The following is a 13,794-nucleotide window of genomic DNA, read 5'->3' as shown; positions in this document are numbered from 1 at the left end:
TACGCCAGCCACACCCTACCGGATAATTGCCTTCCGCGCTGGCCGTCATTTAAGCGTATAGGTCAACGTACCATATCCGAGTTGATCGAAGCCACCGCTGTTGGGACCGTAATCGCCACCGCCGCCTTCCGGCGCGACCTTGCGGGCAAAAGCCTCGACTGCCGGCGCGGAAAGCCCTTTGAGCACCACGTAATGGTTGTAGATGAGTGCCCAGATCGGGCGCCCGTCGCCGCGCTCATCCGGCGAGATGACGGGCTGCGTGACGTCGCTGTTCGTGTATTGCGTGTAAGGCACGTCCTTCCCGAGGTTGTATCGGGCGGCGTATTCGGCTCCGCGCAGGAACCGGTTGTGGTCATATCCGTAAAGATCGTCCCCCTGGCCCCAGGCCATCTGGCAGAACGCCCCGAGCAGCGTGATATCGAGCATGGTATGCCCCTGATCGCGCCCGCTTTCCTGAACCTGGCCCAGCCCATCCGGATACAGCTTCCACACTGCGTGTTCGATGGAACCGTTGCCGGCGCCATGCTTGAAGTAGTCGACCGCCTCGGCATAGATGTCGCGACGGTCGGTCAGGACACCGATTGCCAGCATCGATGTCATGTTGGCAAGATCCCAGTTGGCCCAGTAGTGGTCGATCTTTGCGCCGTTGTGCCGCACCAGGAAGTCGTGGTTCATGGGATAGAACACGCTGAGCATCATCGACTGGAAGCGCCGGAAATCGTCGGCGCGCCACAGTGGGGACGTGCGCAGGATTTCGCCGGCGTTCGCCAGCTGGTAGCCGTAAATACCGGAAGCCAGGAACTTGTCGGAACTGCCACCGATCATCGTTAGCGTGCGCGACCACGCATTCAGGACTTCGATGGCGTGTTGCGCGTAGGCGTCGTCGCCGGTGATCTTCCACCGAAGTGCAAGCGCGTAGGCCGCAGCGGCATCGTTGAAGAGCGTGGCGTAATTCTCTGCGTGGTCGGGGTTGCGTCCGCGATAGACGGCCGGCTGCGGATTCGGCTTCCAGTCGAGCGACGCATGCCGGTTGGCAACCAGGCGCTGCCAGCCGTCAAACCACGGCTGCCGCCGCGCGGCGACGTTCTCGCGCATGCGCGTGAAATCGCGCTCCGTATGCAGCAGGCCGGGGTGAACAAAAGGTGCGCCGGCCACGCGGGCGCTGGGCGCGGGCTTCGGCTGCGCATCGGTGTATGGCTGGTATGAACCGGTCACGCCGGTATGGTGCTGCGTCGTGGCGGTGCATCCCCCAAGCATCACGATGCAAAGAACGGGAATCGTGGCTGCTGCTCGCAAGGGCTGATGAGATGCCATATGGCTCCGATAATGGTTGCGCCGGTCTTGCCAAGAAAGAACCAGCATGGATTCGAACAGGAACCGGCGTACGATGAACGGGCCGCATGGAGAAAGCCGCTTGGTAACGTATGAACGGTCCTCGCGTCGCTACGGTTGACAATAAGCATACCGTAAGGAATTGTCCGTCATCCCGAGAAGATTCATTCCGTTTCTGCGCATACCGATCTAACAGGCGTCGCTTACGGACCGCATACGATCAATCTGCGCGGGGTCTGGAGCTGCATGAAGTTCGAGTTGCAGCAGATGCGAAAGCAGGGAAGCGGCGCAATCGTCAACTGCTCGTCGCTCGGAGGTCTTGTCGGCGGTGCTGAGCGAGGCACCTACCACGCGGCGAATCATGGCGTGCTCGGGCTCACGAAGATCGCGGCGCTCGAATATGCGGCGCGATCGCGAGGCGCACGAATCCAAGAATGCGGCTCGGGGGTGCGGACAAAATCTTGGACTACCTTGGAGGTAGTTCATGTATTCATACGAAGACCGCGTTCGAGCGGTTCAGCTCTACATCAAGTACGGCAGGAGCGCAGCGGCAACTATTCGCGAGCTGGGATATCCTTCGCGCAAGAACTTGGCACGGTGGTACCGTGCGTTCGTTGAGGTTGGCGATTTGCCGGCGGGCTATCGGGACCACGAGAGCACTGGGGTATCCGTGTCGCGCAGTGCTGGCCGCGTGGGTCTACGAGCTATGCCCCGATATTCGGAAGCGTCTTGTCAGCAATGCTCGGAATGTGCCGTCGTCGCCAGTGTTGAGGCAGGCAGCGGTCATTGAGCTGTGCACCAGAGACGAAGGTGCACGCGTGATCGCGGAAAAGATAGGCGTGAGCAGGCCGACGCTATACAACTGGAAAAATAAGCTACTCGGTCGAGAGGCTCCGGCATCCATGAAACGCCATAAGAATCTGGCATCGGCCCCTGAGCCGGCAGAACTGGAGCAGCAGCTGGAATCGCTTCGACGCGACATACGGCAGCTGGAACTCGAACGCGACATCCTGAAGAAGGCCAATGAACTGTTAAAAAAAGGCCTGGGCATCGACCCGCGGCTCCTGAGCAATCGGGAGAAGACGACGTTGGTTGATGCCCTGAGACAAATCCATGCACTGCCAGAACTGCTCGCCGTATTGGGTCTTGCCCGCAGTTCCTATTTTTACCATCGCGCACGATTGCTTGTCGCTGACAAGTATGCTGGTGTGCGTCGCGTCATCACGAACATCTTCGAACTCAATTACCGTTGCTACGGCTATCGCCGGATACGCGCGGCACTCGGTAAGCAGCAGGTCTTCATATCGGAGAAAGTCGTTCGACGTTTGATGAGGCAAGAAGGCTTGGCCGCTGGCAGTGCCCGCCGGCGTCGCTACGGCTCCTATCAAGGCGAAATAGGCCCCGCGCCAGAAAACCTCGTCAATCGCGACTTCCGGGCGGCAGCGCCGAATAAAAAGTGGCTCACCGACATTACGGACTTCCAGATTCCAGCCGGCAAGGTGTATCTATCGCCCGTGATCGACTGCTTTGATGGGCTAGTTGTCAGTTGGTCGATCAGCACGCGTCCGGACGCCGAGCTTGTGAATACCATGCTCGACGCAGCGATCGAGACAGTGGCCAACAGCCAACACCAGCCAATGGTTCACTCCGATCGCGGTGCGCACTATCGCTGGCCAGGGTGGCTCTCACGGATGCGCGATGCGAAGCTGATTCGCTCGATGTCGCGCAAAGGTTGCTCGCCCGACAATGCGGCATGCGAAGGTTTCTTCGGCCGATTGAAAACGGAACTGTTCCATCCTCGGACCTGGCAGGCTACAAGCATCGAGCAGTTCATCGAGGCGGTCGATTCTTACATCAGCTGGTACAACGCCAAGCGGATTAAGATCTCGCTTGGCTCACTGAGTCCGCTCGAATACCGGGAGCGCCTCGGACTCGCGGCATAAACCAGTCCAAGATTCTAGCCGCACCCCCGAAGCGGACATTACAACTTAGCCGCTACAACAAAAACCACCGATAAATCACCTTATGTAAAATTAGTTATCCGTTCACGGGCGGCGAGGCGTGACGCGCTGGCTCGTCGGCAGCGTGGCCGGGCGCGTGGCGCGCATCACGAAGACGCCGGTCCTGCTCGTCCAAGCGTCGCGTGCGTGACGCGCTTCGTCGTCACGCATCCGCACCCACGGCGTGGAACAGCTCCTCCTCCTGGGCGCAATGCAGGCGCACGATCGCTTCCAGCCCGTACAACAAGCGCTGTATCGCCTGCACCTGCATGGTGTTCGTGCCGTCGCGCGGCAGGTCCGCGACCATCTGTCTGAGCGATCGGACCATCTTGAAGATCTCCCGGTGTGCGCCGCTCATCGCAGCCAGTGGATCTTCGCCGCCGAGTAGCGGTGCAAGACGCGCGTAGACCTCCAGATCGTCGGCGCGTTCGTGCGGCAGCAGCCGTTGGTCGAGCGCATCGATGATGCCAGCCAGTTCGCCAGCGATGGCACCCCCGGACAGTGTCGGCAAGCGATCCGCGAAATCCCTGATCTGGTCCAGCAACGGCAACAATGCCGTGTGCTCGCGCCTGAGTTGCTCGACGTCGATATCGGCCAGCCCGGCTCCCGTGGGCCTCGTGCGCACCAGCAACACGCGTAGCGCATTGACGATGACGACGACGTCGACGACTTCCTGAATCACCGCACCCGCAATCGGCGGCAGGAATCCCGCCGCCGCGATCGTCATCCCGACGACCGACAACGACATGCCGATCACCACGCTCTCGAGCGCGATCCGGCGCGATCGACGTGCGATACGCATCGCATCCACGAGTCGATCCAGCCGATCGACCAGCAAGACCACGTCGGCTGCTTCGGATGACGCGGCCGCTCCCCGCGCACCCATCGCGATGCCGACGTCGGCCGCGGCCAGCGCCGGTGCGTCGTTCACACCGTCGCCGACCATGATCGTCACGCCCTCCTGCCGGGCAGCCTGGATGGCGGCAAGCTTGTCCGCCGGCGTCTGCTCCGCGCGTACATCGGTGACGCCCAGCAGTTCGCCGACGGCCTCGGCAATGTCGTGCCGGTCGCCGGTCAGCATGACGAGACGCTCGACGCCTTCACGTTTGAGCAACCGCAATGCCCGTGGTGTTTCCAGCCGCACCTGATCGGCCATTTGAATCGCGCCGATCATGACGCCATCCACGCCGACGAATACGGCAGCCCCGCCCTCGCTGACGACTCGCGCCAGGAATGCGTCGCTCCACGGCGCAATCGTCGCGCACGCAGACACGTATTCGAACTTGCCGATTGCAACGGTCCGGTCGTCGACCTGGCCCGTCACGCCTTCGCCGGCTGTTTCGATGACAGCCGACGGCAGCGACAGATCGATGCGACGTTCACGCGCCGCGACCGTCAGCGCGTCCGAGATGATATGGCCCGATGCTTGGGCCAATGACGCTGCAAAACGCAGCACATCGTCCGCTGCGACGTCCGCGCCGCATTCGATCGCAACGATGCGCGCCCGTCCTCCCGTCAGCGTCCCGGTCTTGTCGAAGAACAGAATTGTCGCTTGCGCAAGACGCTCCAGCGCACCTCCGCCCTTGACCAGAATGCCGCGTTTCGAACAACGCGACGTGCCGGATACGATGGCGACCGGCACGGCGAGGATCAACGGACACGGCGAGGCCACGACGAGCACGGCAAGCGCACGTGCGACGTCGCCGGTCAACAGCCACGCGATACCCGCGACGAGCAGCGATGCGAGCACGAAGAACGCTGTGTAGCGATCCGCGAGACGCACGGACGGACTGCGCTCGCGTTGCGCACGCTCGACCATGCGAACGATGCCGGCAAACGTGCTGTCGCCCGCCGTCGCGCGGGCAACCATTTCGAACGGCGCGCCGGCGTTGACCACGCCGCTGCATGCGTTTTCCCCGGAACGGCGCCGCAGGGTGGACGATTCGCCCGTCAGCATGGACTCGTCCAGTTCCGCGTCGCCGGTCAATGTGCCGTCGACGGGCACGAACTCGCCGCTCCGCACCAGCAGCCTGTCGCCGGGGACAAGGGTGTCCGGCGCAACCGAGCGCCATTCCCCGTTCTCGAAACGGGTCGCCTGCCGGGGAGCGCGGCCGAGCAGTGCGCTCATCTCGCGTTGCGCGCGGTCCTGCGCATACCGCTCCAGCGTCCGCCCGCTCGCCAGCATCAACGCAATCACGGCCGCCGCAAGCGTTTCGTCGAGCACGACCGCCAGCACGATCGCGAGCCACGCGAGCACGTCGATGCCGGCCTGCCGCCTCATCACGGCCTTGACCAGCGAGACCGTCAATGCGAGCAGGACCGGCAGCGTCCCCAGCAGCCAGGCGAATCGCGCGAGCGATGGCTGGCCGAACGCCACGCATACGCCGCCGCCGGCGAGCGTGGCGGCCGCCAAAATCAGCAACACGAGATCGATCGACCAGGGGACTCGGGACATGACCATTGCTCCGATCGTCGTGCATGGTGGTGTTCGCCGCATCCGGCTCCGGTTGCGGACGGCGTGGCATCAGTCTAGGAAGCGCCGTGCTTCGAGCATTGACATGGGTCAGGACGGCGTGCGTCCCGTGAACGACCGGCACGCCGCGTTGCTTGACGTGAGTCAAGCCATCGGCCTCTTTCCTCAGCAAAATCGAGCCGTGACACCGGATGGCCTGGAGTCGATATCGTGCTGACGCTGGCTGTGCTCTTCGTGCTGATTCTTCTGCTGAATCTCATGCCGGCGTTCGCCCCGCCCACGTGGATGGCGATGTCGTGGGTCGGGTTTAACCTGCCCGACGGCAATCCGTTCATCTTTGCCGTCGTGGCGGCCGGCGCGGCGACGACGGGCCGTGTCATCCTGGCGACCTTCGCGAGATCGCTCGTCCGCTCCCGCTGGGTGCGGGAATCCGACCGCGAGAATATCGACGTCGCCACGCGCTGGCTGCAACAGCACCGGACGCTCACCGCCGGCGCGTTCTTCTTTTACGCCTTGAGCCCGCTGCCGTCGAACTACCTCTTCATTGCATACGGGCTTTCCGGGTTGCCGCTCAGAATCATCGCGACGGCGTTCTTCATCGGCCGCGCAACGACCTATGCGATCTGGGCGCATCTCGGCCGCTTTGCGTCGACCCGGCTGGACGTGGAATCGGAACTCGAAGGCACGTATCTCGGCGGCTACTTCGTCGTCACGCAACTGGTCCTGCTCGGCCTCGTGCTCGCGCTGATGAAGCTCGATTGGCGTGCGCTCGTCAACGAACGCCGGCTGACGTTCAGACGCGGCCATCATCCGCGCGGCTCCGATTGACACACGGCGCACGCGATCTTGCGATCGGGGGCATCGGCCAGCCGCTCCAAGAGCGCTACCCAGAGCGCCGCGACGTGGACGCGCGCGATCGCTTCAGGATGGCGGACCACAGTATCCCGCCTCTCACCAGCAGCAGGATCGCCGCGAGTGCGAGCGGCGCACCAGTTTCCAAGCGCTGATCACCCTCGTTGGTACCGGCCGTGCCCAACGCGCCGAAAGCGGACAGGTGCTCTGGCTGCAACTGCCCCTACACCCTCCCCGCCAAATGAAACCGCGAAGCCGGATGCCACAACCGCACCGACGTCGCGACCTGGTCCCCGACCCAGGTCCGCCGCCGGAGCAACAAGCACGGCTCGCCGATTTCCATCACCAGATGCCGGCGCACCTGCGCATCGGGCTTCTGCGCATAGATCCGGAACTCCGCGCGCTGGATCGGCGCGAGCCGCACCATATAGTGATTCGGCGTCTCGACCGTGAAGTCCTGTTCCAGATACGCGGGAAACAGCGCCGGGTTCACGTAGCGATCCTCGAACTGGATCGGCTCGTCGTCCTCGTAATGCACGATACGCGAATGAAACACCGGCCCCGAGCGCAGCCCGAGCGCTTCGATCGCCTCCGTATCGTCGCTGCTTTCGAGCAGCAGCACGCGCCCGCTGTGCCGATGGCCGCGCTCCGCGATCTCGTCCGCGATGTTGCGGATTTCCAGCACCGTCGATTCGTAATGCCGCCGTTCGACGAACGTGCCCGCGCCCTGGATACGGGTCAGCACGCGCTCGGCGGTCAGCTCGCGCAGCGCGCGTGACACTGTCATCCGCGCGACGCCGAACTCCTTGACCAGTTCGGCTTCGGTCGGAATCGCCCCGCCGGGTTTCCAGTCGCCTTTCGCGATCCGCTCGACGACGTAGCGCTTGATCTGCTGGTAGGCCGGCAGCGCGCGCGCCGGCACGTCGTCGCCCGACGCGACCGCCAGCCCGGCGGAAAGGTGTCGTCCCGTATGGTTCATGCGCCCTCGCCCGAATGATTGTTAGATGTCCAGACAACCCGCCACCGCCAGCCGTCACCCGACGTCACAGCACCGGAGGCGGCATCCCCGCGACGATGCCGGTCGCGATCGCGATGTCGTCCGCGAGCGGCCGGTCGTCCTGGTACGCGGGCACGCGTTCGCGCACGTGCCGCCATAACGTATCGGTGGGCGCGGCCCGCGCCGCGCCGTTCGCCTGCAGATCGTATGCCTGCGCGGCCGCCAGCATCTCGATCGCGAGCACGCGCGTCGTGTTCTCGATGATGTCGAGCGCCTTCAGCGCCGCCGGAGTCGCATGGCACAGGTGATCTTCCTGCAGCCCCGACGTGATGCCGCCGTCGAGGCTCGCGGGCGCCGCGAGCCGCTGGTTCTGCGCGACGAGGGCGACCGCCGTGTACTGCGCGATCATGAAGCCGGAGCACGTGCCGCCCGGCGTCGCGAGAAACGCAGGCAGCCCGCTGACGAGCGGATTGACGAGACGGTCGAGACGCCGTTCGGCGATCGCCGCGACCTGGGCCATCGCGGCCGCGAGGCTGTCCATCGCGAGCGCAATGCCGGCGCCGACCGCATGCGCCTGCGAATGGACGGCCGGTTCGTCGCGCGTGCCGGCGACGATCGGGTTGTCGGTGACGGACGCGAGTTCGCGATCCACCACTTCCGCCGTCACGGCGAACACGTCGCGTGCCGCGCCGTGCACATGCGGAATCGTGCGCAGGCTGAGCGGATCCTGCGTATGCCGGCCGCTCGCCGCGCCGAGCATCCCGCTGTCGGCGAGCAGCGCGCGCAGCCGTGCGCCGACCTGCCCGATGCCGGGCGAAACGCGTAGCGCGAGCGATGCCGGATCGAAGGAGGCCAGCTGTCCACCGAGGTTCTCGAAGCTCATCGCCGCGACCCAGTCGGCCCAGTCGAGCAGCCGCTCCGCGCGGGCGAGCGCGAGCGCGGCCAGCCCCGTCACGCACGGCGTGCCGTTGACGAGGCTCAGCCCCTCCTTCGCACCGAGCACCAGCGGCTCGCGGCCGATGCGGCGCAACGCTTCGTCGCCGCGCATCCGCTCGCCGCGATGGCGCGCATGGCCGTGACCGATGCAGACGAGCGCGACGTGCGCCATATGCGTCAGATAGCCGACCGACCCGTGCGCCGGCACCTCCGGCAGGCAATCGTGTTCGAGCAGCGCGACGAGCTGGTCGACGACATCGGCGCGCACGCCGGAATGCCCGTGTGCGTAATTGTTGATCGCCGCCGCGATGATCGCGCGCGTTTCCGCCGCGCCGAGCGGCGCGCCGACGCCGACCGCGTGGCTCATCAGGATGTTGCGCGACAGCGTGCTCTGCTGCGCCGGCGACACGATCACGTTGCACAGCGCGCCGACGCCGGTGTTGACGCCGTACGCGCGGATGCCGCGCGCGACGATTTCATCGACGAGCTCGCGTGCCGCGGCGACGCGCACGCGCGCTTCGTCCGTGAGCGCCAGCGATTCGCCGGCGGCCACCTCCGCGATCTGCCGCCAGTCGAGCGGCCTTGCCGAACGGAATACGGTCATGACGGCCTCAGTTCGCGGCGCGGTCGTGATGGCTCGACACGAACTGCCGGAAGCGCTCCGAGCACTGGCCGCCGAACAGGTCGCCGGGCGTGCCGTCCGAGTCGACCTCGCCCTGGTGCAGGAACATCACGCGATTCGACACGTGGCGTGCGAAACCCATTTCATGCGTGACGACCAGCATCGTGCGCCCTTCCTCGGCGAGCGAACGCATCACGCGCAGCACCTCGCCGACCAGTTCCGGATCGAGCGCCGACGTCGGTTCGTCGAACAGCATCACCTTCGGATGCATCGCGAGCGCACGGGCGATCGCGACACGCTGCTGCTGGCCGCCCGACAGGTGCGCCGGATAGTAGCCGCGCTTGTCCGCGAGGCCGACGCGCGCGAGGAGCGCCTCCGCTTCCTCGACCGCTTCGGCGCGACTGCGCTTCTGCACGCGCAGCGGGCCTTCGACGAGGTTGTCGAGCACCGTCATGTGCGACCACAGGTTGAAGTTCTGGAACACCATCCCGAGCTGCGAGCGAATCCGGTCGACCTGGCGCCGGTCGCCCGGCTGCAGCTTGCCGTCGCGCGCGCGCTTCATCTTCAGTTCCTCGCCGGCGAGCGCGACAGTGCCGTCGTCGGGCGTTTCGAGCAGGTTCAGGCAGCGCAGGAACGTGCTCTTGCCCGAGCCGCTCGCGCCGAGGATCGAGATCACGTCGCCTTCGTGCGCGTCGAGCGAAATGCCCTTCAGCACGTGGTGATCGCCGAACGACTTGTGGATGTTCCTGACCGACAGGGCAACGGGAGCAGCGGTGTTCATCGGATTCTCCTGGAAGGATGGATGCGCTCAGGACGCGACGCGCCGGGCGTCGCGCGCGGCCGCGGCCGGCGCGCCGGTCTGCTTCGGCGCGCGCAGGTGGCCCGACAGCCGCCATTCGAGCGCGCCGAGGACGCGCACGACAATGAAGTTCAGGCCCAGGTAGATGAGGGCCGCGCACACGAACACCTCGGTCGTCCGGTAGGTCTGTTGAATGATCTGCTGCGCGACGCCCGTCACTTCCCACACGGTGACGAGGCTCGCCAGCGCGGTCGACTTGACGAGCAGCACGGCTTCGGTCGAATACGCGGGCAGGCACTGGCGCAGCGCGATCGGGCCGATCACGCGACGCAGCAGCGCGAAGCCCGACAGGCCGATCGAATAACCGGCCTCGATCTGCCCGACCGGCACGGCCATCAAGCCGCCGCGCAGGATTTCGGCCGTATAGCCGGCCGTGCACAGCGCGAGGGACAGCACCGCGCACACATACGGTTCGCGCAGCAGCGGCCACATGAAGCTCTCGCGGATCACGCCGAACTGGCCGAGCCCGTAGTACACGAGGAACATCTGGATCAGCAGCGGGGAGCCGCGAAACACGAGGATGTACGCACGCGCGAAGCGGTTCGGCAGCCAGTGCGGCGACACGCGCATCGTGACGATCACGAGCGACAGCAGGCCGCCGAGCACGAGCGACGCGAAGAACAGGCCGAGCGTGGTCGGCACGGCCGCGAGCAGCTGGCGCAGCGTGTCGAGGAGAAAGTCGAAATCGATGGACATGCGATCGCTCCGTCAGTTGCGTGCGAAATTGCGGCGGAACGAGCGGCCGACGATCGCTTCCGCCCGGTTGAACACGCGGTTCGACAGGCCCGTCATCACGAGATAGAGCGCCCCGCCCGCGACGAAGAACACGAAATACTGGTGCGTCGAATTCGCGGCGATCTGGCTGGTGCGCAGCAGCTCGGCGAGCCCGGTGACCGAGATCAGCGCGGAGTCCTTGAGGCTCAGTTGCCACACGTTGCCGATGCCGGGCAGCGCGAAACGCAGCACCTGCGGAATCAGGATGCGGCGCAGCACCATGCTTCGCGGCATGCCGATCGAGCGCGCCGCTTCGAGCTCGCCCTTCGACACGGCCAGCACGGCCGCGCGATACACCTCGGCCTGGTATGCGCCCGAGATCATCCCGACCGCCAGCGCGCCGATCACGAACGGCGGCACGCCGATGAAGCCCTCCGCGCCGAACCACTGGCCGACGGTCGTGACGAGCGTCGAGCCGCCGAAATAGAACAGGTAGATCACGAGCAGTTCGGGCACGCCGCGAAACACGGTCGTGTAGAGGTCGCCGAGCACGCGCGCGCTGCGGTGGCGTGACAGTTTCGCGGCTGCGATGCCTGCGCCGATCACGGCACCGACCGCGAGCGCGGCGAGCGTCAGCGCGATCGTCATCAGCGCCGCGAGCAGCAGGACGCCGCCCCAGCCTTCGGTTCCGAAGCCCAGCATTTCAAGGATGGCCATGCGTGCCTCCCGGCAAGCGTTGAGTGGATCGGCGGGATGCGCGCCGCTGCGCGACCGTCGGGTCGCTCATGCAGCGGCGGCCGCGCGTGTGCTTACGGCGTGACGTCGGTCTTGAACCACTTGTCGGCGAGTTTCTTCACGGTGCCGTCCGCGAGTGCCGCGCCGATCGCCGCGTCGAACTTCGTCTTCAGGTCGGCATCCTGCTTGCGGAACGCGAGGCCCTCGCCCGGCCCCCAGATCGGGCCGCCGAGCTTCGGGCCCGCGAGCACGATCGACGCGTTCTCCTTCTTCCCGGTGTTCGCCGCGTAGTAAGTGACGTCGTCGAACGATGCGTCGATGCGACCGGCGACGAGGTCGAGATCGCGCTCGGGCGACGTCTTGTATACGCGGATCGACGCGATGTCCTTGAAGCCGTCGTTGATGAACTTCGTGTAGACGGTGCCCGACTGGATGCCGATCGTCTTGCCCTTCAACTGCTTGCGCAGCGCATCGACGGTTGCCTTGTCCGCATTCGCGTCGCCGGTCAGCTTGACGATCGGCGCGCCGGGCGCGGCCTTCGGCAGGATCTTCGTATCGGTGACGGCGAACGTCGCGGGCGTGGCCGCGTACGGGCGCGAGAACAGCAGGATCTTCTCGCGCTCCGGCGTGATCGAGATCGCATCCATCAGGATGTCGAACTTACCGGCCTGCAGGCCCGGAATCATCCCGTCCCAGTCCTGCGCGACCATGTTGCACTGGACCTTGATCCGCTCGCACACGTTGGCGAGCAGCTCCGGTTCGAAGCCACCGAGCTTGCCGCCCGGCAGCGTGAGGTTCCACGGCGCGTAGCCGCCTTCGAGCGCCACCGTCACCGTCTTCCATTCCTTTGCCTGCACAGGCGCGGAGAGAGTTGCCGCAGCCGCCGCGATCGCGCCGATCGTCCTGATTGCCCACTTGATGCGCTTGCCGTTCACGAGATTTCTCCTTGCGTTGAAGTTCGTCATCCCTTCGGTCTGCAAGACGCCTCAGGAATTTGTCTATACAAGCATGCAAGAAGAAAAACGGCCGGACAAGCGTTGATCAAAAAAAACCGCGTAAACGCGGGAAATCCCCTAAATACAGGGCTCTGGCGCGCCTCTTCGCGGGGAATTCAGGCACGGATTTGGTGCAGGATGGATGGACAAATCGCAAGGATGACTAGACAAATTTTGAATTCGATCACTCGACGCTTGCCACGCGACATGCGGCGGCGGGCAACTCGACCTCGCGCAAATCGGGGCGCTGACCGGAGCGCCGGTTCATGCTCGATCGATTGTTTCGGGCGCGGGCTTGGCCGGGATCAATGGGCCGTGCCGCCGCTTGCGCTGACGGTCATCAGGAAGGCAGGCCTGGATCGTGGCCGCGTGCGCAGCCTGCAAAGGGATCGGTGCGGCCGATAGGCCGGTGTTTGGATGGGGGGCGTGCCCGGTTGCTGACGTCAGTGCCGGATGCACGACGTTTCCCACATATTGGCAAGTACCGAAATCGCGCGGCACGGCGTGAAGACGAGCCGGGAAATGGTCTGACCATACGTCGGGCGTCACCGGGAACACGCCCCTGCTTCGACTTGCTGCCACGGTACGCGGCGACGAAGCTGTCGGTGAAACGGTCGAATTCCTCGGGCGGGTGGGCGACGCGTACACATGCGCCGCGTCGTCGTGCGGCCCGACCGCGAGCGTCGGCGCCGGCATGGCGACGGGTTTCCGCCACGCCGTGAACGCCGTGCGTGCGGCGCAGAGGCCCGCCACCATCCGCGCCGGGCATGTCGCGCGAACGTGCTTCGTGACCGCCGCTCCTTCCCGTTGCAATCGCCTGGAGAGCAGACGATCAGCTTCGACCGTCCCCTTCCCCGCTTCGCACGTCGCCGAGCATCGTGACGAGGACAAGCGCGGCGATCAGCCCGAGATGCTCGAAGAAGCTGTTGAGCGCCATGAAATGCGCGGCGCCCGTCTGGTTCCAGAAGTCGTTCGCCACCGCCATCGCGACGAGCGTCAGCATGCCGAGGCCGCCGGCGCCGAGCCACGTGAAGCGGCGAAACACGATGCACAGCGAACCGCCGATCTCGACGACGACCGCCAGTGCAGCCCACAACGCGGGCGGGTGCAAACCGAAATGCGCCTGCTCCGCGATTGCTGCATCGAAGTGCATCGCCTTGTTGACCCCGCCGATCAGAAAGGCGGACACGAGTGCAAGTCGAACCAGCGCGCCGATCCACGGCTGCGCGAGCAGCGCACGGATCCACGCGGGGCTGTACCGGCCGGTTGTCGTCGACAT

General features: G+C 65.2%; 11 protein-coding genes and 3 pseudogenes. 4 read left to right on the top strand and 10 right to left on the bottom strand.

Annotated elements, in window-relative coordinates; all coding sequences use genetic code 11:
- Positions 1 to 45: 45 nt before the first annotated feature.
- Entirely contained in the window at positions 46 to 1,314 is a 1,269-nt protein-coding gene (locus VK92_RS18605; RefSeq protein WP_197094495.1) for an alginate lyase family protein, read from the bottom strand.
- Between the two features lie 159 nt (positions 1,315 to 1,473).
- On the opposite strand from VK92_RS18605, the gene VK92_RS43530 reads away from it, so the two are divergent.
- The 3 genes and pseudogenes from VK92_RS43530 to VK92_RS42980 all read left to right on the top strand — a co-directional run.
- Positions 1,474 to 1,950, top strand: a complete 477-nt coding sequence (locus VK92_RS43530) for an SDR family NAD(P)-dependent oxidoreductase (protein ID WP_423064343.1) — start codon at positions 1,474 to 1,476, stop codon at positions 1,948 to 1,950.
- Positions 1,859 to 3,275: pseudogene (locus VK92_RS18600) on the top strand (IS3 family transposase). The gene VK92_RS43530 and the pseudogene VK92_RS18600 overlap by 92 nt, the downstream one beginning before the upstream one ends.
- Before the next feature lie 94 nt (positions 3,276 to 3,369).
- Positions 3,370 to 3,483, top strand: a pseudogene (locus VK92_RS42980) (universal stress protein); the annotation flags it as partial.
- Positions 3,484 to 3,495: 12 nt separating this feature from the next.
- Here the strand turns inward: VK92_RS42980 and VK92_RS18595 are convergent.
- The gene (locus tag VK92_RS18595; RefSeq protein WP_048027669.1) at positions 3,496 to 5,787 is read right to left on the bottom strand and encodes a heavy metal translocating P-type ATPase; all 2,292 of its coding nucleotides are present in this window, start codon (positions 5,785 to 5,787) and stop codon (positions 3,496 to 3,498) included.
- A gap of 228 nt (positions 5,788 to 6,015) precedes the next feature.
- Here VK92_RS18595 and VK92_RS18585 point away from each other — a divergent pair, with 228 nt between their 5' ends.
- Positions 6,016 to 6,633 carry a membrane protein gene (locus VK92_RS18585; RefSeq protein ID WP_048027067.1) on the top strand — a complete coding sequence of 206 codons (618 nt, stop codon included), beginning with the start codon at positions 6,016 to 6,018 and terminating at the stop codon, positions 6,631 to 6,633.
- A gap of 247 nt (positions 6,634 to 6,880) precedes the next feature.
- On the opposite strand, the gene hutC is transcribed toward VK92_RS18585, so the two are convergent.
- From hutC to VK92_RS18545, 8 genes and pseudogenes are all read right to left on the bottom strand, one after another.
- Complete coding sequence (hutC, locus tag VK92_RS18575) at positions 6,881 to 7,636, bottom strand: histidine utilization repressor (protein WP_021158298.1); 756 nt, start codon at positions 7,634 to 7,636, stop codon at positions 6,881 to 6,883.
- Between the two features lie 64 nt (positions 7,637 to 7,700).
- Positions 7,701 to 9,194 (bottom strand): HAL/PAL/TAL family ammonia-lyase, encoded by a 1,494-nt coding sequence (locus VK92_RS18570; protein ID WP_048027065.1) that lies wholly within the window; start codon positions 9,192 to 9,194, stop codon positions 7,701 to 7,703.
- A gap of 7 nt (positions 9,195 to 9,201) precedes the next feature.
- A complete protein-coding gene (locus tag VK92_RS18565) occupies positions 9,202 to 9,993 on the bottom strand; it encodes an ABC transporter ATP-binding protein (protein ID WP_021158296.1) in 792 nt (263 codons plus the stop codon).
- Positions 9,994 to 10,020: 27 nt separating this feature from the next.
- Positions 10,021 to 10,767 carry an ABC transporter permease gene (locus tag VK92_RS18560; protein ID WP_027792650.1) on the bottom strand — a complete coding sequence of 249 codons (747 nt, stop codon included), beginning with the start codon at positions 10,765 to 10,767 and terminating at the stop codon, positions 10,021 to 10,023.
- 12 nt (positions 10,768 to 10,779) lie between these two features.
- Positions 10,780 to 11,502 carry an ABC transporter permease gene (locus VK92_RS18555; RefSeq protein ID WP_021158294.1) on the bottom strand — a complete coding sequence of 241 codons (723 nt, stop codon included), beginning with the start codon at positions 11,500 to 11,502 and terminating at the stop codon, positions 10,780 to 10,782.
- A gap of 92 nt (positions 11,503 to 11,594) precedes the next feature.
- A complete protein-coding gene (locus VK92_RS18550) occupies positions 11,595 to 12,485 on the bottom strand; it encodes a transporter substrate-binding domain-containing protein (protein WP_205713620.1) in 891 nt (296 codons plus the stop codon).
- Between the two features lie 512 nt (positions 12,486 to 12,997).
- Positions 12,998 to 13,271 (bottom strand): annotated as a pseudogene (locus VK92_RS43525) (glyoxalase); the annotation flags it as partial.
- A 76-nt stretch (positions 13,272 to 13,347) separates the two neighbouring features.
- Positions 13,348 to 13,794, bottom strand: a complete 447-nt coding sequence (locus VK92_RS18545; protein WP_048027064.1) for a DoxX family protein — start codon at positions 13,792 to 13,794, stop codon at positions 13,348 to 13,350.

The organism is Burkholderia sp. LK4 (genome assembly GCF_001043615.1).
Taxonomy (GTDB): Bacteria; Pseudomonadota; Gammaproteobacteria; order Burkholderiales; family Burkholderiaceae; genus Burkholderia; species Burkholderia cepacia.
The sequence above is the reverse complement of the archived record's forward strand: the minus strand, read 5'-3'. Positions and strand labels throughout refer to the sequence as shown.